Source organism: Stenotrophomonas sp. YJH_SMC_48-3, from assembly GCF_059369375.1.
The window spans coordinates 42,264-63,092 of record NZ_JCAFSQ010000015.1; the positions used below are offsets into that span (position 1 = coordinate 42,264).

The 20,829-nt window shown below is 65.5% G+C and carries 22 protein-coding genes and 1 pseudogene; 17 read left to right on the forward strand and 6 right to left on the reverse strand.

Going from position 1 to position 20,829, the window contains the following annotated elements:
* Positions 1-63 precede the first annotated feature (63 nt).
* The 13 genes from AC5P65_RS19180 to AC5P65_RS19240 all read left to right on the forward strand — a co-directional run bounded on the left by AC5P65_RS19180 (position 64) and on the right by AC5P65_RS19240 (position 10,440).
* Positions 64-909, forward strand: coding sequence for a CPBP family intramembrane glutamic endopeptidase (locus AC5P65_RS19180; protein WP_021204594.1), 846 nt, complete (start codon positions 64-66; stop codon positions 907-909).
* Between the two features lie 71 nt (positions 910-980).
* Positions 981-1,787, forward strand: a complete 807-nt coding sequence (locus AC5P65_RS19185) for a M48 family metallopeptidase (protein ID WP_019658801.1) — start codon at positions 981-983, stop codon at positions 1,785-1,787.
* A 132-nt stretch (positions 1,788-1,919) separates the two neighbouring features.
* Positions 1,920-3,107: a tetratricopeptide repeat protein gene (locus AC5P65_RS19190; protein ID WP_021204595.1), complete on the forward strand. Its 1,188-nt coding sequence runs from the start codon at positions 1,920-1,922 to the stop codon at positions 3,105-3,107.
* Between the two features lie 143 nt (positions 3,108-3,250).
* Positions 3,251-3,919, forward strand: a complete 669-nt coding sequence (locus AC5P65_RS19195; protein WP_010487418.1) for an energy transducer TonB — start codon at positions 3,251-3,253, stop codon at positions 3,917-3,919.
* Positions 3,920-4,012: 93 nt separating this feature from the next.
* Positions 4,013-4,774, forward strand: a complete 762-nt coding sequence (gene exbB, locus AC5P65_RS19200) for a TonB-system energizer ExbB (RefSeq protein ID WP_004132614.1) — start codon at positions 4,013-4,015, stop codon at positions 4,772-4,774.
* 62 nt (positions 4,775-4,836) lie between these two features.
* On the forward strand, positions 4,837-5,262 hold the full coding sequence (locus AC5P65_RS19205) for an ExbD/TolR family protein (RefSeq protein ID WP_005411739.1): 426 nt from the start codon (positions 4,837-4,839) through the stop codon (positions 5,260-5,262).
* A gap of 3 nt (positions 5,263-5,265) precedes the next feature.
* The gene (locus tag AC5P65_RS19210) at positions 5,266-5,679 is read left to right on the forward strand and encodes an ExbD/TolR family protein (RefSeq protein WP_005411740.1); all 414 of its coding nucleotides are present in this window, start codon (positions 5,266-5,268) and stop codon (positions 5,677-5,679) included.
* 102 nt (positions 5,680-5,781) lie between these two features.
* Positions 5,782-7,242, forward strand: coding sequence for a cardiolipin synthase (gene cls, locus AC5P65_RS19215; RefSeq protein WP_031270835.1), 1,461 nt, complete (start codon positions 5,782-5,784; stop codon positions 7,240-7,242).
* A gap of 40 nt (positions 7,243-7,282) precedes the next feature.
* Complete coding sequence (locus tag AC5P65_RS19220; RefSeq protein WP_019658804.1) at positions 7,283-7,552, forward strand: hypothetical protein; 270 nt, start codon at positions 7,283-7,285, stop codon at positions 7,550-7,552.
* A 9-nt stretch (positions 7,553-7,561) separates the two neighbouring features.
* Positions 7,562-8,305: a pyridoxine 5'-phosphate synthase gene (locus AC5P65_RS19225; protein ID WP_021204597.1), complete on the forward strand. Its 744-nt coding sequence runs from the start codon at positions 7,562-7,564 to the stop codon at positions 8,303-8,305.
* A 144-nt stretch (positions 8,306-8,449) separates the two neighbouring features.
* Positions 8,450-9,541 carry a PA0069 family radical SAM protein gene (locus tag AC5P65_RS19230; protein WP_111099270.1) on the forward strand — a complete coding sequence of 364 codons (1,092 nt, stop codon included), beginning with the start codon at positions 8,450-8,452 and terminating at the stop codon, positions 9,539-9,541.
* A 141-nt stretch (positions 9,542-9,682) separates the two neighbouring features.
* Complete coding sequence (locus tag AC5P65_RS19235; protein ID WP_111099269.1) at positions 9,683-9,973, forward strand: hypothetical protein; 291 nt, start codon at positions 9,683-9,685, stop codon at positions 9,971-9,973.
* Positions 9,970-10,440, forward strand: a complete 471-nt coding sequence (locus AC5P65_RS19240) for a hypothetical protein (protein WP_258014323.1) — start codon at positions 9,970-9,972, stop codon at positions 10,438-10,440. The genes AC5P65_RS19235 and AC5P65_RS19240 overlap by 4 nt, the downstream gene beginning before the upstream one ends.
* A 62-nt stretch (positions 10,441-10,502) precedes the next feature.
* On the opposite strand, the gene AC5P65_RS19245 is transcribed toward AC5P65_RS19240, so the two are convergent.
* The 3 genes from AC5P65_RS19245 to AC5P65_RS19255 form a co-directional block, all read right to left on the reverse strand.
* Complete coding sequence (locus AC5P65_RS19245; protein WP_111099268.1) at positions 10,503-11,213, reverse strand: 2OG-Fe(II) oxygenase; 711 nt, start codon at positions 11,211-11,213, stop codon at positions 10,503-10,505.
* 108 nt (positions 11,214-11,321) lie between these two features.
* Complete coding sequence (locus tag AC5P65_RS19250) at positions 11,322-12,338, reverse strand: class 1 fructose-bisphosphatase (RefSeq protein ID WP_021204612.1); 1,017 nt, start codon at positions 12,336-12,338, stop codon at positions 11,322-11,324.
* 259 nt (positions 12,339-12,597) lie between these two features.
* The gene (locus AC5P65_RS19255; protein WP_495215797.1) at positions 12,598-13,800 is read right to left on the reverse strand and encodes an amino acid aminotransferase; all 1,203 of its coding nucleotides are present in this window, start codon (positions 13,798-13,800) and stop codon (positions 12,598-12,600) included.
* Positions 13,801-13,972: 172 nt separating this feature from the next.
* On the opposite strand from AC5P65_RS19255, the gene AC5P65_RS19260 reads away from it, so the two are divergent.
* On the forward strand, positions 13,973-16,063 hold the full coding sequence (locus AC5P65_RS19260; RefSeq protein WP_021204614.1) for a TonB-dependent receptor family protein: 2,091 nt from the start codon (positions 13,973-13,975) through the stop codon (positions 16,061-16,063).
* A gap of 75 nt (positions 16,064-16,138) precedes the next feature.
* Here AC5P65_RS19260 and AC5P65_RS19265 read toward each other — a convergent pair whose 3' ends face one another.
* Positions 16,139-16,477, reverse strand: a complete 339-nt coding sequence (locus AC5P65_RS19265) for a hypothetical protein (protein WP_005411772.1) — start codon at positions 16,475-16,477, stop codon at positions 16,139-16,141.
* 147 nt (positions 16,478-16,624) lie between these two features.
* On the opposite strand from AC5P65_RS19265, the gene AC5P65_RS19270 reads away from it, so the two are divergent.
* The 3 genes and pseudogenes from AC5P65_RS19270 to ligD form a co-directional block, all read left to right on the forward strand.
* Complete coding sequence (locus AC5P65_RS19270) at positions 16,625-17,023, forward strand: hypothetical protein (protein ID WP_021204615.1); 399 nt, start codon at positions 16,625-16,627, stop codon at positions 17,021-17,023.
* Between the two features lie 139 nt (positions 17,024-17,162).
* Positions 17,163-18,083 carry a non-homologous end joining protein Ku gene (ku, locus tag AC5P65_RS19275; RefSeq protein WP_021204616.1) on the forward strand — a complete coding sequence of 307 codons (921 nt, stop codon included), beginning with the start codon at positions 17,163-17,165 and terminating at the stop codon, positions 18,081-18,083.
* A gap of 109 nt (positions 18,084-18,192) precedes the next feature.
* Positions 18,193-19,140: pseudogene (gene ligD, locus AC5P65_RS19280) on the forward strand (non-homologous end-joining DNA ligase); the annotation flags it as partial.
* Between the two features lie 75 nt (positions 19,141-19,215).
* Here the strand turns inward: ligD and AC5P65_RS19285 are convergent.
* Positions 19,216-19,608 (reverse strand): hypothetical protein, encoded by a 393-nt coding sequence (locus AC5P65_RS19285; protein WP_180832952.1) that lies wholly within the window; start codon positions 19,606-19,608, stop codon positions 19,216-19,218.
* Between the two features lie 103 nt (positions 19,609-19,711).
* Positions 19,712-20,740: an alcohol dehydrogenase AdhP gene (gene adhP / locus AC5P65_RS19290; protein WP_021204618.1), complete on the reverse strand. Its 1,029-nt coding sequence runs from the start codon at positions 20,738-20,740 to the stop codon at positions 19,712-19,714.
* Positions 20,741-20,829: the final 89 nt, after the last annotated feature.

Consider the following 20,829-nt stretch of genomic DNA (forward strand, 5'->3'; position numbering starts at 1 on the left):
ATCCGGACACGGCCGGCGCGCGGGGAGGCGCGCCGGCTTTCGACTCTTGAACGCAGGTACCTGATGTCCGCATCCGCCCCGGTTTCCGCTCCGCCCCCGGTTCCGCCGTCTTCTGTCGCGCCGCGTGCGGTTTCGCCGTTGGCGGGGTTCTTCATCGACCTGGGCATCGCCGCTGTCACGTTGTTCGGCCTGAGCCTGATCAGCGGCGTGCTGTGGGGCTTGTACCGTGGCGTGGTGGTCGGTTACGCGACCGCGCAGGCCGGCGCTGGCGCACCCGACGCCAGTTCGGTGGCGGCGTCATTGGGCCAGCCCGGCGCACTTGCGCAGATTCTCATGGCGCTGTTTGCCACCGGCGGCGCCGCGCTGCTGCTGTACTTCTGGCGACGGCCGGCCAACGCCGCCGAACGTCATGCGTCGCGCCAGGCACTGCGCCGCCCCTCCACCTGGGGCTGGACCCTGCTGGTGGCGACCCTGATCGTGCTGGGCAGCAACGGTATCGCCTTCCTGGCCAAGCAGTTCGGCATCGAACCGGTCCCCACCAACCTGGCGCTGATGCAGAGCGCGATCGCGCGCTTCCCGTTGTTCCTGATGCTGTTCGCGGTGGTACTGGCACCGGCCTACGAGGAACTGCTGTTCCGCCGCGTGCTGTTTGGACGCCTGTGGAAGGCGGGGCGCCCGTGGCTGGGTGTTGTACTGAGCAGCCTTGCTTTCGCCCTGATCCATGAAATCCCTGGCACCAGTGCAAACGGCCCGGCCGAAATCGCACAGCTGTGGCTGGTCTATGGCGGCATGGGCGCCGCGTTCTGCTGGTTGTACCAGCGCACCGGCACGCTCTGGGCCGCGATCACCGCGCACGCCCTGAACAACGGCGTGGCGCTTGCCGCGCTTGTGTTTTTCGGGGCAACGTAACGCCGTGTCCGCTTGACGAAAGATTAAGCCGCTACGCTACACACTGCGCATATGAACACGGGGGTGGACCCATGAAACAACTGCTGCTGGCCCTTGTCATCACCACCCTGGTCAGCGCCTGCGCGACCACGACCTCCCCTACCGGCCGCCGGCAGATGGTGGGCGGTGTGTCGCAGGCACAGCTGGACCAGCTCGGCGCACAGGCGTTCGCCGAAACCAAGCAGAAGGAAAAGATCAGCACCGACGGCCGCCAGAACGGTTATGTGCAGTGCGTGGTCAACGCTCTGGTCGCGCAGCTGCCGCCTCAATACCGTGGCGTACGGTGGGAGACGGCCGTGTTCGTCGACAAGGAGCCCAACGCCTTTGCCCTGCCCGGTGGCAAGGTTGGCGTGAACACCGGCATCTTCACCGTCGCCAAGAACCAGGATCAGCTGGCTGCCGTAATCGGCCATGAAATCGGGCATGTCATTGCCCGTCACCACGAAGAGCGCATCACCCGCCAGATGGGCGCACAGACCGGACTGGCCGTGCTCGGTGCGTTGGCCGGTGCGGCGTACGGTGAAGGTGCCGCCAGCACGGTCAACCAGCTTGGCGGAATGGGCGCGCAGGCGGCCTTCCTGCTGCCCGGCTCGCGCACCCAGGAGAGTGAGGCCGACGTAATCGGCCAGCGACTGATGGCCCAGGCCGGCTTCAACCCGGCGCAGGCGGTCGATTTGTGGCAGAACATGATGGCTGCCAGTGGTGGCCGCAGCCCGCAGTGGCTGTCCACCCACCCTGATCCGGCCAACCGCATCCAGGAACTGCGGCGCGATGCGCCGGGGCTGACGCCGGTCTACCAGCAGGCGCAGGCCGCCGGGCTGCGGCCAAAGTGCGGATGAGTGCGCAGTTCTATGCTGTATTGCAGCACATAAAACGATTTCTCACGCCATCTGTTTCTGATACGTTTGGCGGCTCAGATTTTTCTGACAGTCCGACTTTGCCGCTATCCGGCGGTTCGATCGAGGTGAACGATGATTTTCCGTAACCACAAAGCTGTGCTTTCCGTCCTCGTCGCGACCGCCCTGACCGGCGCCGTGGTCACTGATGCCTTCGCGCAATCCTCGCGTTCCTCCGAGCGTGGCAACCGCGGCGGCAAGCAGGCCAAGGCCGAAGCGCTGTACCCCAACGCGACCCGCCAGGAGCCGACCGTCAAGGCATCGGCCAAGCTGGGCAGCAAGCTTCAGAAAATGATTGACAGCTACAACAAGGAAAAGTTCCCGGAGACGCGCACGCAGGCCGACGCGATCCTGGCTGACAGCGCCGCGAACGAGTATGACAAGTCGCTGGCCGCGCAGCTGGCGTCGCAGGCTGCCTACCAGACCGACGATACCCCGGCTGCCATTGCCTACCTGAAGCAGGTCCTGCAGTTCAACGGCCTGGACAACAACGGCCACTTCCAGTCCATGCTGATGCTGGGCCAGTTGCAGCTGCAGGAAGACCAGACCGCCGAAGGCTTGGCGACCCTGGACAAGTACTTCGCCGAGAGCAAGTCGACCAAGCCGGAAGAGCTGATCGCCAAGGGCCAGGCGCTGTACCAGCTGGAGCGCTACCAGGAAGCGATCCCGGTGCTGAAGCAGGCCATCGCCGGTGCCACCGAACCGAAGGACAACTGGAACCAGCTGCTGATGGCGGCCCTCGCCGAAGCCGGCCAGTCCGGCGAAGCGGTGAAGGAAGCCGAGGCTCTGGCCGCCAAGAACCCGAACGACAAGAAGGCCCAGCTGAATCTGGCCAGCATGTACATGCAGGCCGACCAGATGGAAAAGGCCGCCGCGGTGATGGACAAGCTGCGCAGCAGCGGCCAGCTCACCGAAGAGCGCGAGTACAAGCAGCTGTACTCGATCTATGCCAACACCGAACACAAGGAAAAGGACGTCATCGCGGTCATCAACGAAGGGTTGCAGAAGGGCATCCTGAAGCCGGATTACCAGGTCTACCTGGCGCTGGCCCAGTCCTACTACTACTCCGACCAGGTGCCGCAGGCGATCGATGCGTGGCAGAAGGCTGCCCCGCTGTCCAAGGACGGTGAGACCTACCTGAACCTGGCACGCGTCCTGCATGCCGAAGGTCGTATCCCGGAGGCCAAGCAGGCCGCCCAGCAGGCGCTGGCGAAGGGTGTGAAGAACCAGGCTGATGCCAAGAAAATCATCAACCTGAAGTAAGTAGGAATAACGCCTGAATGCCTGCACAGTTGATGCGCAGGCGCTCAGGATTGGTATAAGCTTGGAGGTTCCTGCGGTGTCATGCACCGCTGATCAGGGATTCCGCCCCCGGCATCCCGGCCCCACTATTGAGCTCTTGGCGCATGACGGAACAACTAGTCGTTCACCGGTACGAACAACCCGATGACAAGGGGCTGAGCTGGCCTCGCATCGTCGGCATCGCGTTTGTAATTGCCCTGCATCTGGCCGCCTTCATGATGCTCCTCATTCCCGCCGTGGCTCCCAAGGCCGTTGCGGAGAAGGAGCGCAACGTCATGGTGACCATCGTCGACGCACCGCCGCCGCCGCCCCCGCCGCCGCCGCCGCCGCCGCCGACGGATACTCCACCGCCGCCGGTGAAGAATCTGTCGCCGCCGAAGCCGTCGCCGGTCCCGCCGCCGCCGCAGGCGCCGGTCGTGGACGTGCCGGAGCCGCGCCCGAACGACATCGTCACCCCGCCGTCGCCGCCGGCACCGCCGGCACCGCCGACCTCGATCGAGGCCAGCGTGGACATCTCGTCGAAGGCCATGAATCCGCCGCGCTACCCGCCGGCAGCCTTCCGCGCGGGTATCCAGGGCGAAGTGATCCTGATCATTGATGTCGATGCCAGCGGCAACGTCACCAATGTCACGGTGGAAAAGTCCAGCCGTAACCGCGACCTGGACCGTGCTGCGATGGAAGCGGCTCGCAAGTGGCGCTTCAACGCCGCTGAAGCAGGCGGTAAGAAGACGGCAGGTCGCGTTCGCGTTCCGGTCAACTTTGCGCTGAACTGATGCGCCCGGGTGGCCGCCGGCCACCCCCGCTCCCGGTTCGATTGTTTAGCTTAGCTACACCCTTTATCACCACACACAACAAAGGTAAGCGTCATGCTGCAGGAAATTTTCATCGCCGCTGCTGCCGGGGGCAATCCGTCCAACGCCCTGTCGCAGATGGGCTTCGAGCACCTGATCCACGAAATGACCACCAAGCCGGGTGATTTCGCGGTTTCCTGGGTCGTGCTGCTGACCCTGGTCGTCATGTCGGCCATGTCCTGGTACTGGACCGTCATCAACATCTTCCGTGCTACCCGCCTGAAGAGCGCCGCCGATCGCGTCGTCAGCCTGTTCTGGGACACCCCGAACGCGCAGGACGCCATCCGTGCGATGGAAGAACAGCCGGCTTCCGAGCCGTTCTCGAAGATCGCCTTGGACGCTGCCCAGGCGGCTGCCCACCACCAGCGCGCTGAAGGCGGCGCCACCGGCGGCGTGGGTGAGAACCTGAGCCGTTCGGAGTTCGTCGACCGCGCCCTGCGTCAGGCCGTGACCCGCGAAAGCAACAAGCTGCAGTCGGGCATGACCCTGCTGGCCACCGTCGGTGCAACCGCTCCGTTCGTCGGTCTGCTGGGTACCGTGTGGGGCATCTACGGCGCGCTGATCAAGATCGGTGCCACCGGCTCCGCTTCGATCGACGCCGTTGCCGGCCCGGTGGGTGAAGCGCTGATCATGACCGCGATCGGTCTGTTCGTCGCGATCCCGGCCGTGTTCGCCTTCAACTTCTTCAGCAAGATCAACAGCGCGACCATCAGCAAGTTCGATACCTTCGCGCACGACCTGCACGACTTCTTCGCCACCGGCTCGCGCGTCCGCTGATTGCGGCGCGCGTCACCCAGCGACGAACGTAAGTAGTCACCAAGATCTAGACGGAGCCCGTTATGGCTTTCAGTAGTGGTAACAGCGGCGGCCCCATGGCCGACATCAACGTTACGCCCCTCGTGGACGTGATGCTGGTGCTGCTGATCATCTTCATCATCACGGCGCCCCTGATGTCCCACAAGGTCAAGGTGGATCTGCCGGAAGCCAACCTGATCCAGAAGCCGGAAGACGCTGAAAAGCGTTCCGGACCGATCACCCTGGCAGTCAAGGAAGACGGCTCGATCTACTGGAACGACGAAGAAATCAACAAGCAGACTCTCGAGTCGCGCTTGGCGACCGCCGCCCAGCAGACCCCGCAGCCGCCGCTGAACCTGCGTGGTGACCGCACCACCAAGATGCGTGTCATCAACGACCTGACCAAGGTCGCGCAGGAGCAGGGCATGCTTGACGTCGGCTTCGTCGCGACCAAAGAAAAGGGGCAATAAGCCATGGCATTCAGTAGTGGTGGTGGCAAGGGCCCCATGGCAGACATCAACGTCACGCCCCTCGTGGACGTGATGCTGGTTCTGCTGATCATCTTCATCGTGACCGCGCCGATCATGACGTACCCGATCGCCGTGGACCTGCCGCAGCGCGTGCTCAACCCACCGCCGCAGCTGGTCGAACCGCCGCCGCCGATCGAACTGAAGATCGACGCCAGCAACCAGGTCTCGTGGAACAACAGCCCGATCAATACCAGTGAGCTGCAGCAGCGGATGGAGCAGGAGGTCCAGCGTGACCCGACCAACCAGCCGGAACTGCGCATCGACGCCAGCCCGGATTCCGAGTACGACGTGATGGCCAAGGTTCTGGCCGCTGCGAAGAACGCTCAGATGAAGAAGATCGGTTTTGTGCAGCAGTAATCGCTACACCGCAACACAACAGTCATGACGCGACTGCAGACGCCCCTGGAGACAGGGGCGTTTTTTTTTATGCCTGCCGGCCTGGACCGCTATGATCGGCGGATGCTCGCCCTCTTCGACTCCCTGCGTCATTGGCTCGACGGCATCGCCCACCTTGGCTCGATCCTGGCGGTGGCCTACCTGCTGTACCTGCTCGCGCTGACCGGCTGGATCATGCTGCAGAAGCGTGAGCCGGTCGCCACGCTGAGCTGGATCCTGTCGTTGGCGCTGCTGCCCTACCTCGGCTTGTTCATCTACTACCTGCTGGGCCCGCAGAAGGTGAAGCGGCAGCGTCTGCGCCGTGGCCGCGCGCGGTCGGGCATGGAGCACTACAGCGACGTCTGCCCACCCGACGCCGACTGCACCGAGCTGGCCAAGATCGCCCAGGCCACGACCGGGCTTGCGCCGAGCAGCGCCACCGAAGTGACATGGCTGGTGGACGGCGCGGCGACCTACGCGGCGCTGCTTGAGGCCGTCGCACAGGCACGCGACCACGTGCATCTGGAGTACTACATCTTCAACCCGGACCATGCCGGCACCGCCCTGCGTGACGCGCTGGTGGAACGCGCACAGGCCGGCGTGCAGGTTCGCCTGCTGCTCGACGCCGTGGGCTCTTCGGCCCTGCCCCGCCGCTTCCTGCAGCCGCTGCTCGACGCCGGTGGTGAAGCGATCTGGTTCCACCCACGGCAGCTGCTGAAGCCGTTCAAGCGCCCCTGGTTGAACCTGCGTACCCATCGCAAGCTGGTGATCGTCGACGGCCGGCTGGCGTTCACCGGTGGCATCAACATCACCGACGACGAGGATGAAAGCCGCAGGGCGGATGCCTACCGCGACCTGCACATGCGCATCCGCGGCCATGTAGTGCGCAGCCTGCAGCTGGTATTTGCCGAGGACTGGCTCTACGCCAGCGGGCAGGATCCCTCGCGCATGGACATCTCCCGCCTGTGGCCAGCCGACATGCCGCTGCGCGGTGACGGTGCGATCAACGCCCAGGTGCTGGTCTCCGGCCCGGACTCGGGCTGGGAAACGATCCATCGCCTGCATGTGGCGGCGATCCAGGAAGCGCACGAGCGCGTGTGGCTGGTCACACCGTATTTCGTGCCGGGTGAAGCGGCGCGGATGGCGCTGACCTCGGCTGCACTCGGCGGCTTGGATGTGCGCTTGCTGGTACCGAAGATGAGCGATTCCTGGTTCGTGACCCAGGCCGCCCGCTCCTACTTCGATGAACTGTTGCACGCAGGGGTGAAGATCTACGAGTACGGCCCGCGCATGCTGCATACCAAGGCCTTCATCGCCGATGATGATGTCTGCATCGTCGGCAGCGCCAACTTCGATCACCGCAGCTTCCGGCTCAACTTCGAGCTGTCGATGATGATCAGCGACCGTGACCGGGTGGCTGCCCTGGCCGAACTGCTGCAGGGCGAATTCGACCGTTCCACGCGGGTGCACGACCAGGCCGGCCGTTCGCTGTGGCTGCACCGCCTGCCCGAGGCCTTCGCCCGGCTGGCCTCGCCGCTGCTCTGACGCAGCGCTACACTGCGGCGATCACCCGGGGAGCCCGACTATGTACTGGTTGTACCTGCTGCTGGCGCTGGGCTGTTTCGCCTTCGCGCTGAAGACTCCCAGCGCCGGGCTGATGAGCCTGTGCCTGCTGGCCGCCCTCGCCTTCCTGCTGGCCTGGGTACGTGGCCGCTACGTGGCCCGCTTCGGTGATCTGCAGCGCGATCCGTCCACGCTGGTCGATGCCGAAGAACTGCGCCGCCTGCGTGAGCAGGCCCAGGCCCGCCGTGATGAAGACCCCATCGACCACGATCCATCCCCTCTTTCCAAGTAGTCCCGTTCCATGACCCAGCTCAGCGTCAACGTCAACAAGATCGCCGTCCTGCGCAATTCGCGCGGTGGTGCCGAACCGGACGTGGTGCGTGCCGCCCAGGCCTGCCTGGATGCGGGCGCGCATGGCATCACCGTGCATCCGCGACCGGACCGCCGCCACATCACCGCCGAGGACGTGTTGGCGCTGTCCACGTTGACCCGTGCGCGTGGCGTGGAATTCAACATCGAAGGCAATCCATTCGCGCCGCCGCGCGAGGGCTACCCAGGCCTGCTGCCGCTGTGCGCGCAGACCTGCCCGGCGCAGGCGACGCTGGTGCCGGATGGCGATGGACAGATCACCTCCGACCATGGCTTCGACTTCGAGCGGGATGCCGAGCGGCTGCGACCACTGGTGGCCGAACTGAAAGCAATGGGTTGCCGGGTCAGCCTGTTCGTCGACGCCGGTAATCCGCTGCTGGAGCAGGCCGCCGAAGTCGGTGCAGATCGTGTCGAGCTGTACACCGGCCCCTACGCCGAAGCGCACGCGGCCGGCGACGCTGCGGCGATGCTGGAACTGTTCGCCACTGCGGCGCGGCGGGCGCAGGCGGTGGGCCTGGGCGTCAACGCCGGCCACGACCTGTCGCAGGACAACCTGCGCGATTTCCTGGCCCATGTGCCGGGCGTGCTGGAGGTGTCCATCGGCCACGCGCTGATCGGCGAGGCGCTGTATGACGGGTTGGATGCAACCGTGCGCGGGTACTTGGCGCTGCTTTGATGTATTGCAGCCGAGCGTAGGCTCGGCTCTACAAAAGGTATCCGTATCCACTGGAGAGCCGAGCCCACGCTCGGCTCAGACTTGCCCTGAACCCTTCAGGCAGCCGTCGCAGCCATTGAGACGGCTGCGGCGTAATCTGCCGCAATGGGTATCGCGATCAAGGGCCGAGGTTCCACGTCCCACCTTGCCGGGCGCTTTGAAAGCACCGTCAGCGAGGCGGTGGACGACGGCTGGGCGGTCGATGAGAGCGAGGAATTCCTCGCCCCGCGCCTGCGCACGGAAGTACGCGCCGAGACTGCACGCAGCATCATCACCCGCAACACCTCGCCGGATGTCGGTTTCAGCCAGTCGGTGAACCCGTACCGCGGTTGCGAGCATGGGTGTTCCTACTGCTTCGCGCGACCCTCTCATGCCTATCTGAACCTGTCGCCGGGCCTGGACTTCGAAACCAAGCTGTTCGCCAAGACCAATGCGCCGCAGTTGCTGCGCAAGGAACTGTCGAAGCCGGGTTACGTGCCGCAGCCGATCGCGCTGGGCATCAACACCGATGCGTACCAGCCGATCGAGCGCAAGTTCAAACTGACTCGCCAGCTGATCGAAGTGATGCTGGAAACCAAGCATCCGTTCTCGCTGATCACCAAGAACGCGCTGGTCGAGCGTGACATTGATCTGCTCGCACCGCTGGCGGCGGAGAACCTGGTCAGCGTGCATTTCTCGGTGACCTCGCTGGACCCGCATCTCTCCGCGAAGCTGGAGCCACGCGCGTCGGCGCCGCATGCACGGCTGCGTGCGATGAAGCGCCTGCATGAAGCGGGCATTCCGGTGGGTGTGATGGTGGCGCCGGTGATCCCGTGGATCAACGACAGCGAACTGGAAGCCGTGCTGGAGGCTGCGCACGACGCTGGCGCCAGTACCGCTGGTTACGTGCTGCTGCGCCTGCCGCTTGAAGTGGCGCCGTTGTTCCGCGACTGGCTGGACACCCATCATCCCGATCGTGCCGCGCATGTGATGAGCACCATCCAGCAGCTGCGTGGCGGCAAGGACTACGACAGCCAGTTCGGGACGCGCATGCGTGGCCAGGGTGTGTATGCGGAATTGTTGAGCAACCGCTTCAAGCTGGCACGCAAGCGGCTGGGCTTCAATGCGCAGAACAGCCATTGGCCGAAGCTGGATTGCAGCCGGTTCCAGAAGCCGTTGCCGCCAAAGAAAGAGTCACCGCAGGGCAGTCTGTTCTAGAACTCTGGACCGCAGCGCCACGCAACGGTAACAATCCGCAGCAAAGGCGGGGACTGGGGAGAGGGGAGTTCAGCATCATGGATGCAGAACAGCTCCGCCTACCGGGTCGAGTCGACGCTTCCGGATCCTTGAGCGCATGAAATGAAGTTCATCTACTGGCTGGGCATCGCGTTCCTGTGGATGCTCCCATGGAACTTTCTTCTACTGACGGTGGCCAAATTGCTGTCAGCGGATTCGCTAGGCAGCGAAGAGCTGCTCGGCCTCGGCACTGCCATATTTGGTGGGGCAGCGGGAGGGATCCTGTATCGCCGTCGTCCTCGCAAGCCCCTCGCTCCGTCGAGCATCCATGATCCGGTGCACGGGGCAAAGACGACTGAGGCCTTGCGGGATTCAAGTTGCGACGAACAACGACAGTCGGGGAATGGGCCTTGAAAAAGGTACCGTTGCGCCATCTGCTCCTGTGCACTGTCATTGCGGCCCTGACAAGCGGTACTTATCTTTCAATGTTTGGATCCATCGGACGTGGCGATTGGACCGGAAAGCCTACAGAAGCAGAACTGCGCGCTGCCACCGATACCTTTGAACTCCCTTCAGGGGTCCATCCCACGAACGTTACGTTCTTACCGAAGGTCACGTTCCTGGGGGCCGTCTTCGACGCTGAACTCGAATCTGATCCAGAGCAGATCGCCGCTTTCTTCATCAAACAAGCCGCAGAGAAGCGGTGGCGACTGCAGAAAGACAAACGGCAGCGCGATTACAGATTGATGGTCTTCTGCGAGGATCGCCTGGCGCGCTCGGCAGAGCTGACGACAAGGGGCAGTACGGTGAAGCTCTGTGGAGGAACCTACTGGGACTCGGACAGGGGCGGCGACTACTACTGCTCTCCTGAGGCCCGGTAATCCACCGACGGCATAACGAACTTGCCTGGATACCGGCTTCAGTCGGAAGGGGCGCGATGCCCTCACCCTCCCCCAAACAACTTCTGCGCACTCTGGAACAGGATCCAGCTGGTGGCGATGAACTTGTCCCCACCCTGCGGCCTGTTGCCCCGATGGGTATGGGTGAACGCCGTCGGCGCAATCAGCAGGCTGCCGGTGCGCGGTGCGATCTTCCGTCCCTGGAACAGGAACTCGGTTTCTCCCTCTTCGAACTCGTCGTTGAGGTACAGCGTCCACAGCACGTGCCGGTGCAGGGTCTCGGCCTGCGGGTCCTTCGGGTACAGCTCGCAGTGCCAGTACGGGTAACCGCCCTCGCCAGCCGCATACCACTGCAGGTTGATCGCACCCGGGCGCAGGCAGGTACGGGCCAGATCGGCCAGCTGCTGCGGCGGCATGTCGGGGAAGTCCTCGGCAGACAGGCGTCGCGGTTGCCCGTTGCTGTCCTGGATCTGCAACATCAGCGGCGCGATCAATGCTTGTGGATAACGGCGTAGATAAGTCAGCAGGCCGTTGAACACCGCGTGCTGCAGCTGATGGTCCACATCCCGCCAGCCGTCCAGGCCGCTGATGCGTAGATCCTTGCTGTGCTTGAGTTCCGGGAATACGCCGCTGCCTACCGCACCTGGCTGCAGCCCCTGTGCGGCGCGCATGCGCTCGACGATCGCAGCGCAGACCTCGCTGGGGACCGCGTTGTGGATGACTTCGATGAAATCGACCGGGCCCTGCTCGTGCATGCATGCATTCCTTAGGCGGCAACGGCTTGATGGTGCCGTTTGCCGCCCTTGGTGTCACCCCACGGTCATGTCATCGAACTGCCATGACGTCTGTCAGGCGATAGGCCGTCAGCCCTGTGCGTCGTCGTGCGCGTGGTGGTAGCGCACGGCTTCGGCCACTTCCTCGCGCGAACCCAGGAACACCGGCACGCGCTGGTGCAGGTGGTCGGGCTGGATGTCGAGGATGCGCTCACGGCCCGTCGAGGCGGCACCGCCGGCCTGTTCGACCAGCAGGCCCATCGGGTTGGCCTCGTACATCAGGCGCAGCTTGCCGGCCTTGGACGGATCCTTCTTGTCCCACGGGTAGATGAAGATGCCCCCGCGGGTCAGGATGCGATGCACGTCGGCCACCATGCTGGCGATCCAGCGCATGTTGAAGTTCTTGCCGCGCGCGCCTTCCTTGCCCGCCAGCAGGTCGCTGACGTAGGCCTGCATCGGCGCTTCCCAGTGACGCTGGTTGGACATGTTGATGGCGAATTCCTGGGTGGCCGCCGGAATCTGCATGTTCTCGGTGGTCAGCACGAACTCGCCCTTCTCGCGGTCCAGAGTGAAGGCGTGGGTGCCATGGCCGACGGTCAGCACCAGCTGGGTGCTGGGCCCGTAGATGCAGTAGCCAGCGGCGATCTGCTTGCTGCCCGGCTGCAGGAAGGCGTCATCGCCCGGCAGTTCGACATTGGTCGGGCAACGCAGCACCGAGAAGATGGTGCCGACGGAGACGTTGACGTCGATGTTGGAGCTGCCATCGAGGGGGTCGAACAGCAGCAGGAAATCACCGCGCGGATAGATGTCCGGCACCGGCTGGCTGTGGTCCATTTCCTCCGAGGCGCAGGCGGCGAGGTGGCCACCCCAGGCGTTGGCTTCAAGCAGGATCTCGTTGCTGATGACGTCCAGCTTCTTCTGCGCTTCACCCTGCACGTTGCCGGTACCGGCATCGCCGAGCACGCCACCGAGGGCGCCCTTGCTGACGGCGATGGAGATGCTGGTGCAGGCGCGGGCCACCACGGCGATCAGCTGGCGCAGGTCGGCATTGATGCGGCCGGCGTGCTGTTCCTGGATCAGGAAGCGGGTCAACGAAGTACGGGACATGGGCGGGCAGGTCTCGGCAGCGGGAAAACGCCTATTGTCGCCCGTATGGCGGGGGCGTGCGTGAGCGCGGGAAGGCGTAATCGTTTCCAGATGCGTTGCGCTCGTGGCGCCTTCCTTCTGTAGAGCCGAGCCCGCGCTCGGCTGCTCTTCGTCCTTCATGCCGCACAAGCCGAGCGCAGGCTCGGCTCTACAGAGACCGCGACCCAAAAACAAAGGCGCCTTTCGGCGCCTCTGTCTTCGAACACCCGAAGCGGTCGCTTCAGCCCTTGGCGACGGTGGCCACGGCCTTGGCGACGTATTCCAGGTTGTTCTGGTTCAGCGCGGCCACGCAGATGCGACCGGTGCCGACGGCGTAGATGCCGAACTCGTCGCGCAGGCGCTCGACCTGCTCACGGCTCAAGCCGGAGTAGGAGAACATGCCGGCCTGCTCGTTGATGAAGCCGAACTGCGGGGCACCTGCAGCGGCCAGCTTCTCGACCAGGCCCTGGCGCAGGGCATGGATGCGCTCGCGCATCTCGGTCAGCTCCTGCTCCCACATCGCGCGCAGTTCCGGGTGGGTCAGCACGCCGGCCACCAGCGCAGCACCGTGGGTGGATGGGCTGGAGTAGATGGTGCGGATCACGCGCTTGACCTGCGACTGCACGGCCTTGGCGTCAGCGGCGGTCGGCGCCACCATCGACAGCGCACCCACGCGCTCGCCATACAGCGAGAACGACTTGGAGTACGAGTTGGCGACGATGAAGCTGTCGATGCCGGCTTCGGCGATGATGCGCACTGCTGCGCCGTCCTGCTCGATGCCCTTGTCGAAGCCCTGGTAGGCCATGTCGATGAAGGGGAACAGCTGGCGGTCCTTCAGCAGCTGTGCGACCTGCTTCCACTGGGTGACCGTGAGGTCGGCACCGGTGGGGTTGTGGCAGCAGGCGTGCAGCAGCACCACGGTGCCGGCTTCCAGCTTGCCCAGGTCCGCCAGCAGGCCGTCGAAGTTGACGCCGTGGGTGGTCGGATCGAAGTAGGTGTAATCCAGCACCTCGAAGCCGGCCGCGCTGAACACGGCGCGGTGGTTTTCCCAGCTCGGGTTGCTCAGCGCAACGGTGGCGTGCGGCAGCAGCTTCTTCAGCACGTCGGCGCCGACGCGCAGCGCACCGCTGCCACCAACGGTCTGCGCGGTGGTCACGCGGCCAGCGGCCAGCAGCGGCGAATCCTTGCCGAACACCAGCTCACGCGTGGCCTGCGTGTACGCCGGCAGGCCATCGATCGGCAGGTAGCCGCGCGGTTTGGCTTCAGCGGCGAGCTGCCGCTCGATCTGCTTGACGGCGCGCAGCAGCGGAATGCGGCCGCTCTCGTCGTAGTAGATGCCCACACCCAGGTTGACCTTGGTCGGGCGGCTGTCGGCGTTGTACGCCTCGGTCAGGCCCAGGATCGGGTCGCCTGGGACCAGTTCCACGTTTGCAAAGAAGGACACGGCGGTACTCGTTCGGTAGACGGAAAGGGGGAGGAAGTGCGCTACGCGGTCTGCGGCGTTTCGGCCGGAAACAGCCCATCGTAACAAAGCCTGCCGGGGGCTGGCCGCCGCCATCGTCATCCACGGCCCCGTACCATGGCGTGCGTTGCCGCCCGACCCATCAACCTGAATCATGAAAACTGCCGCACGCCGCCGTAGCCTGCCGCTTTCCGCCCTGCTGCTGTCGCCCTGGGCGGTGATGGCCGCGCCTGCGCCCACCGCCCTGCCGGCGGTGCAGGTACAGGCTGCACGGGTGCCGGGCATCGACCCGTTCGCGCTGCCGGCCAGCCAGGACACGGTCTGGATCGATGCCAGCCGCGCTGGCACCGGCGCGCAGCTGTCCGAAGCGCTGGCTGGGGTACCCGGTCTGCTGGCGCGCGACCGGCAGAACTTCGCCCAGGACACCCAGCTGTCGATCCGTGGCTTCGGCGCGCGTTCGACCTTCGGGGTGCGCGGGGTACGGGTGTTGATCGACGGGGTCCCTGCAACCATGCCCGATGGCCAAGGGCAGCTGTCGCATGCCAGTCTGCTTGGTGCCGAACGCATCGAGGTGCTGCGTGGGCCGTTTTCCGCGCTCTACGGCAATTCCTCCGGGGGCGTGCTGCAGGTCTGGAGCGAACAGGGCCAGGCCGGCGACCCGTGGCGGTTGCGGCTCAGCGCCGGTGCCGACAACACGCTGAGCGTCGGTGCACAGCTGAAGGGGGCCGGCCAAGTACTGGACTACAACATCGCCGCCAATCACTTCCGCACCGATGGCTGGCGCGATCACAGCCAGGCACGCCGTGAATCGCTCAACGCGCGCATCGGGGGCGAGCTGGGCGGCGGGCGGCTGGAGCTGTTGCTCAATGCGCTTGATGCACCGGATGCGCAGGACCCGCTGGGCCTGACCCGTGCCCAGGTGGCGGCTGATCCGCGCCAGGCCACGGCAGTCGCGCACCAGTACAACACCCGCAAATCGGTGCGCCAGCAGCAGGCCGGCCTGCGCTGGACACGTGAAACCGGGCCGCAGCGCTGGCAGCTGATGGGCTATGCCGGCCAGCGCGCGGTACGCCAGTACCTGCCGATCCCACCGACCGCCCAGGCCAACCCCCTGCATGCCGGCGGGGTGATCGATCTGGAGGGCGGCTACGGCGGGCTGGACGCGCGCTGGGGCTGGCAGGGTGACCTTGCCGGCCGGCCGCTGGACCTGGTGGCCGGGCTCAGCGCCGACCGCCAGCGCCAGCATCGCACCGGCCATGAGAACTTCCTCGGCAGCGCCCTGGGCGTGCGTGGACGGCTGCGTCGTGACCAGATCGACGTCGTGCAGAACGTGGACCAGTTCGCCCAGGCCTGGTGGCAATGGAGCCCGCGCTGGTCGTTGCTGGCCGGCCTGCGCCACAGCACCGTGCGCTTCAACTCGGACGATCGCTACATCACCGCCCGCAACCCGGATGACAGTGGTCACCGGCGCTACCAGGCGACCACGCCGGCGGCCGGGATCAGCTTCGAAGCGAGCCCGCAGTGGCGGCTGCACGCGGCGGTGGGACGTGGCTTCGAAACGCCTACCTTCAACGAACTGGGCTATCGCGCCGACGGCCAGGCGGGATTGGCGCTGGATCTGGCGGCCGCCCGCAGCCGCAATCTGGAGATTGGAAGCAAGTGGCACGCGCAAGGCGGAGCCCAGCTCGATGTCAGCGTATTTCGCGCAGATACCAACGATGAGCTGGCAGTTGCCAGCAATATCGGCGGGCGCAGCACCTATCGCAACATCGGCCGCACCCGCCGCCAGGGCATGGAACTGCAGTACCGGCAGCCGCTGGGCGAACAGCTGGAACTGCAGCTGGCATGGACCTGGCTGCAGGCTCAGGTGCGCTCGCCCTACCTGACCTCGAACACCTTGGTCGCCGCAGGCAGCCGCCTGCCCGGCGTGCCCCGCCAACAGGCCTTCGCACGCCTGCAGTGGAGCCCCGCTGAGTGGCAGTGGGCGCTGGAGGCCTCGGCCAGCAGCGATACTGTGGTCAATGACGTGGCCACCGAGCGCGCGCCGGGCTACGCCCTGCTGCACCTGGAAGCCGGCCGTCGATGGACGCTGCCGGGCGGTGAGCTGCGCGCCTTCGCCCGGCTGGAGAACGTGCTGGACCAGGCCTACATCGGCTCGGTGATCGTCAATGACGGCAATGGTCGCTTCTACGAGCCGGGACCGGGACGGCGAGCCAACGTCGGCCTGCAATGGTCGTGGCGCTGAGTTGGTAGTGCCGGCCGCTGGCCGGCATCGCTTTGTGCAGGGCAGCCCAGACGTTGCCGGCCAGCGGCCGACCGGTCAGTCGGGGGCCTTGGCCGGCACGAACGGCGAGGTCGGGTCGCTGGCCGGGAACGTCTCCTCCAGCGCCTCGTCCTGGTTGTCGCTGGCGCGCTGCTTGCGCTCGCGGCGCTTGAGCGGGCTCTCCTGGCCACCCCGGTGGCGGTCACCGCCATCCTTGCGGTCCTGGGCGGCCTGTTCAGCCTCGTGCTTCACCGGCAGGTGGTCGTGCTCGGCATCGAAGAACGGCGCGCCGGTGCCGCGGTAGTCGGCGTTGTCGGCATCGCGCTTGCCGCGCTGCTCGCCGGGAATGGGCGGGTGGTTCTCCCGCAGCGGGTCTCGCGAGGTCTCTCGGCTCATGGTCTGGTACCTGCCCTTGGGGGGATTCCACTACACCGCCCCGCAGGTAAAGCCGTTGCGAACCTGGCGTCATGAACATCTCGCTCACCCCCCGGTAACGGCACCGCGCGTATTCCTGCCCACCCGCCCCCGCTGCAGGAGCCGGCCATGCCCCGTCTTGAACGACCCGCACCGTCCGTGTTCAACGCCCTGCTCGATCCACTCGGCCAGCGCACTGCCCAGCGCCGCACGCGCCGCCAGGAAGATCCGCAGGCGGTGGCGCAGGACTACCTGCAGTACATGATCAGCGACTACGAGGAGAGGCGTGGCCAAAGCCACCGCAACTGGCGCGATCTGTGCCCGGTATATGCCTTCGCGCTGACGACCCATGCCGCGGATTGGCCACGCGGTGATGCTGCCGATACCTGCGAGGAACTGGCCGAGCATTGGGAACAGATGCGCGGGCAGTCGCGGCTGGGCTGGTCGCAGGCACGCCCGGTCGTGGAGGACGCCTGGCGCGCGCTGGACCATATCCCGGCGGCGGCGGTGAGGCCGTTGCTGCAGTAGTGGCGGGCACTTGAAGCAGCCGAGCGCGGGCTCGGCTCTACAGCCAAGTGGTCGCGCCACCTGACGTGCACGGCACGGACACGGTTGGTTTACGCCCTCCGGCCCACGCTGGGCACCCTGCCCCGCCAAAGGTACGCCCATGGCCCGCCCGATCTGGACTGGCACGCTCTCGTTCGGCCTGCTCAATGTGCCGGTGTCACTGATGTCCGGAGAGCGCAAGGTCGATCTGCAGTTCCGCATGCTCGACTCCCGCGATCGCAAGCCGATCCGCTTTGAGCGGGTCAACGCCGATACGGGCGAGGAAGTTCCCTGGAAGGACATCGTCAAGGCCTACGAGTACGACAAGGGCAGCTATGTCGTGCTGGAGGAAGGCGATATCCGTTCGGCGGCACCAGAAAGCCACGAGGCCGTAGAAGTGGAATCGTTCGTGGATGCATCGCAGATCGATCCGCGCTACTACGAGAAACCGTATCTGCTGGTGCCCGGCAAGAAGGCCGAGAAAGGCTATGTGCTGCTGCGCGAGACCCTGCGCAGCACCGGCAAGGTCGGTATCGCGCGGGTGGTCGTGCGCACACGCGAGTACCTGTGCGCGGTGATGCCGCATGAGGACGCACTGGTGCTGATGATCCTGCGCTATCCACAGGAACTGGTGGATCCGGAGGAGTACAAGCTGCCCACCGGCAAGCTGTCCGACTACCGCATCACCAGCAAGGAAACGGCGATGGCCGAACAGCTGATCGAGTCGATGGCCGGCGACTGGGATCCGTCGCAGTATCACGATGAATTCCGCGAGCGCCTGCAGCAGGTGTTGAACAAGCGCATCAAGTCCAAGGGGGGTACCACGCGGGTCGACGATGAGCCTGCACCGCGCGAGGACGCCAGCACCAATGTGGTCGATTTCATGGCGCTGCTGCAGAAGAGCCTGGATGCCAACAAGCGCACGCCAGCGAAAAAGACGGCAACGCGGAAAGCAGCCACCAAATCCACGGTAAAGAAGGCAGCCAAGAAGGCTGCGAAGAAAGCTGCAAAGAAGACCGCTGCACGCCGCAAGGCAGGTTGAGCATGTCGTTGGAGCAGTACCGGCGAGAGCGCCGACCTGGCGGCGGCGCAGGTCAGACGCCGGCGCCTGACGACACGCCCGCGCAGGGTGATCCGACGCGGCGGCCTACCTGCGCCAGGCTGGTTTCAAGCGGCTGCGCAGCGACACGCCGAAGGAGGACCTTGGAATGAACATCGCAGATACCGAAGCTGGAGGCGAGGTCCAGATTACTCATCCGGAGCGGGTGGTTTTTCCAAAGCAGAAGCTGACCAAGGGCGCCGTGGCCGACTACTACCAGCGCATGGCGCGCTGGATCCTGCCGGAAATCAGCGCGCGTCCGCTGTCACTACTGCGCTGCCCGGACGGCGTCGGCAAGGCCTGCTTCTTCCAGAAGCACCATGGTGCCGGCCTGGGCGATGCGGTACATGCGGTGCCGCTGCAGCAGAAGAGCGGGCGCGAGGATTACGTTTACATCGACGACGCACGGGGCCTGCTGCAGCTGGTGCAGATGAACACCCTGGAGTTGCATCCCTGGGGTGCAACCGTCGCCGACCCCGAGCATCCGGATCGGCTGGTGTTCGATCTTGACCCTGGAGAAGGCGTCAGCTGGGCACAGGTGAAGGCCGCTGCGCGTGACGTCCGTGACCGCCTGCAGGAGGCCGGCCTGAAGAGCTTCGTGCGGTTGTCCGGTGGCAAGGGCGTGCACGTTGTGGTGCCGCTGAAGCCCAGGGCCGACTGGGAACAGGCCAGGGTGTTCTGCGAGGCATTTGCCCGGGCGATGGCGGAGCGCGCGCCGGACCACTACGTGGCGACCATGAGCAAGGCCAAGCGTGGCGGCGTCATCTTCATCGACTGGCTGCGCAATACGCGGGGCGCCACCAGCGTGTGCTCGTGGTCGCTGCGTGCGCGTGAAAGTGCCGGTGTGGCGGTACCGCTGCGCTGGGAGGAACTGGCACGCGTCGGTGCGGCGGATGCGTTTTCGATGGCCAAGGCGCTGGCGCGCGCGAAGCGGCTGAAAGCGGATCCGTGGCAGGGCATCGATGCGTTGAAGCAGACGCTGCCGCGGATGGACCTGTAGAGCCGAGCCTATGCTCGGCTGCCTGTGTAAATGTGCATGAAAGCCGAGCACGGGCTCGGCTCTACAGGGGCGGCATCACCTTGCATCGCGCGAGGGACGACGGCCAAACCACCAGCCGGCCAGCAATTGCAGCGGCAGCGACGCCAGCAGCGAAATGACGAACCAGAGCGGGAAATCCCCACCCGCCGTCCACATCGCGTAGCCGCAGCCCAGCGCGATCAGCGACCAGATCGAGAAGCCGTGCGAACGCGGCCAGCAGGGCGCGTAGTAGGTAGCAAAGGCGATACCCGCGATGCCACCGAGCACGCTGAAGGCCAGGTCCCAGCCCAGCTGCGCGCTGTTGTTGTCCGGCGGCATGCCCAGCAGCGGCGGCAGCCAGCTGGCGACGCTGCTCACCAGCGCAAGTGAAAGTACACCGCCGAGCAGGGCAACGATGGACAGGAACAGGATCTTGAGCACGCCGGGCATGCGCGCATTGTACGGCCGCGCGGGTGCCCGCTGGCGATGAATCGGCATGGCCGCCGCGTCCGTGGGAGAGGGGGACGGAGCGGCGGCGGCCATGCACGGAGGGTCAGGCGGCGAAGTCCAGTACGACGCGGCCTTCGATGGTGCCTGCGTGCATGCGTGCGAACACGTCGTTGATGTTTTCCAGGCGATCGGTGCTGACGGTGGCGGCGACCTTGCCCTCGGCAGCGAACTGCAGCGATTCCTGCAGGTCCAGGCGGGTGCCGACGATCGAGCCGCGCACGGTGATGCCGTTGAGCACCATGCCGAAGATATCCAGCGGGAAGTTGCCGGGCGGCAGGCCATTGAGCGAGACAGTGCCGCCGCGGCGGACCATGCCCAGTGCCTGCTCGAACGCCTTCGGCGACACCGCGGTGACCAGTGCACCGTGTGCGCCACCGATCTCCTTCTTCAGGAAGGCGGCCGGGTCGGTGGTACGCGCGTTGACGGTGACCTGCGCGCCGAGCTTCCGCGCCAGCGCCAGTTTGTTGTCATCCACGTCCACCGCCGCCACGTTCAGGCCCATTGCGCGGGCGTACTGCACGGCCATGTGGCCCAGGCCACCGATGCCGGAGATCGCCACCCAGTCACCGGGCCTGGTGTCGGTGACCTTCAGGCCCTTGTAGACGGTCACGCCGGCGCACAGCACCGGCGCGATCTCCACGAAGCCCACGTCCTTTGGAAGCAGGCCGACATAGTTGGCATCGGCCAGTGCGTACTCGGCGAAGCCGCCGTTGACCGAGTAACCGGTGTTGCGCTGCGTTTCGCACAGCGTTTCCCAGCCCCCCAGGCAGTGTTCGCAATGGCCACACGCCGAGTACAACCAGGGGATGCCGACCCTGTCGCCTTCCCTGACGTGCCCGACCCCGCCACCCACGGCCACGACGTGCCCCACGCCCTCGTGACCGGGGATGAACGGCGGGTTCGGTTTGACCGGCCAGTCGCCCTCGGCGGCGTGCAGGTCGGTGTGGCAGACACCACAGGCCTCGATCCTGACCAGTACCTCGCCCGCCCCCGGGCGTGGTACCGAGACTTCCTCGATGACCAGTGGCTTGCCGAACTCACGCACGACAGCGGCCTTCATGGTGGAATTCATGTTCGGATCTCCGTAGTGCGCTTGCCCACAGAATGACGCCGGCACGAGGCCGGCGCTTTGATCACGATCAAACCTTTGAAGATCCGTGC

Coding starts and splice junctions, on each gene's coding strand:
- AC5P65_RS19180 (WP_021204594.1), top strand. CDS start 64: ATGTCCGCATCCGCCCCGGTTTCCGCTCCGCCCCCGGTTCCGCCGTCT.
- AC5P65_RS19185 (WP_019658801.1), top strand. CDS start 981: ATGAAACAACTGCTGCTGGCCCTTGTCATCACCACCCTGGTCAGCGCC.
- AC5P65_RS19190 (WP_021204595.1), top strand. CDS start 1,920: ATGATTTTCCGTAACCACAAAGCTGTGCTTTCCGTCCTCGTCGCGACC.
- AC5P65_RS19195 (WP_010487418.1), top strand. CDS start 3,251: ATGACGGAACAACTAGTCGTTCACCGGTACGAACAACCCGATGACAAG.
- exbB (WP_004132614.1), top strand. CDS start 4,013: ATGCTGCAGGAAATTTTCATCGCCGCTGCTGCCGGGGGCAATCCGTCC.
- AC5P65_RS19205 (WP_005411739.1), top strand. CDS start 4,837: ATGGCTTTCAGTAGTGGTAACAGCGGCGGCCCCATGGCCGACATCAAC.
- AC5P65_RS19210 (WP_005411740.1), top strand. CDS start 5,266: ATGGCATTCAGTAGTGGTGGTGGCAAGGGCCCCATGGCAGACATCAAC.
- cls (WP_031270835.1), top strand. CDS start 5,782: ATGCTCGCCCTCTTCGACTCCCTGCGTCATTGGCTCGACGGCATCGCC.
- AC5P65_RS19220 (WP_019658804.1), top strand. CDS start 7,283: ATGTACTGGTTGTACCTGCTGCTGGCGCTGGGCTGTTTCGCCTTCGCG.
- AC5P65_RS19225 (WP_021204597.1), top strand. CDS start 7,562: ATGACCCAGCTCAGCGTCAACGTCAACAAGATCGCCGTCCTGCGCAAT.
- AC5P65_RS19230 (WP_111099270.1), top strand. CDS start 8,450: ATGGGTATCGCGATCAAGGGCCGAGGTTCCACGTCCCACCTTGCCGGG.
- AC5P65_RS19235 (WP_111099269.1), top strand. CDS start 9,683: ATGAAGTTCATCTACTGGCTGGGCATCGCGTTCCTGTGGATGCTCCCA.
- AC5P65_RS19245 (WP_111099268.1), bottom strand. CDS start 11,213: ATGCACGAGCAGGGCCCGGTCGATTTCATCGAAGTCATCCACAACGCG.
- AC5P65_RS19250 (WP_021204612.1), bottom strand. CDS start 12,338: ATGTCCCGTACTTCGTTGACCCGCTTCCTGATCCAGGAACAGCACGCC.
- AC5P65_RS19260 (WP_021204614.1), top strand. CDS start 13,973: ATGAAAACTGCCGCACGCCGCCGTAGCCTGCCGCTTTCCGCCCTGCTG.
- AC5P65_RS19265 (WP_005411772.1), bottom strand. CDS start 16,477: ATGAGCCGAGAGACCTCGCGAGACCCGCTGCGGGAGAACCACCCGCCC.
- AC5P65_RS19270 (WP_021204615.1), top strand. CDS start 16,625: ATGCCCCGTCTTGAACGACCCGCACCGTCCGTGTTCAACGCCCTGCTC.
- ku (WP_021204616.1), top strand. CDS start 17,163: ATGGCCCGCCCGATCTGGACTGGCACGCTCTCGTTCGGCCTGCTCAAT.
- AC5P65_RS19285 (WP_180832952.1), bottom strand. CDS start 19,608: ATGCCCGGCGTGCTCAAGATCCTGTTCCTGTCCATCGTTGCCCTGCTC.
- adhP (WP_021204618.1), bottom strand. CDS start 20,740: ATGAATTCCACCATGAAGGCCGCTGTCGTGCGTGAGTTCGGCAAGCCA.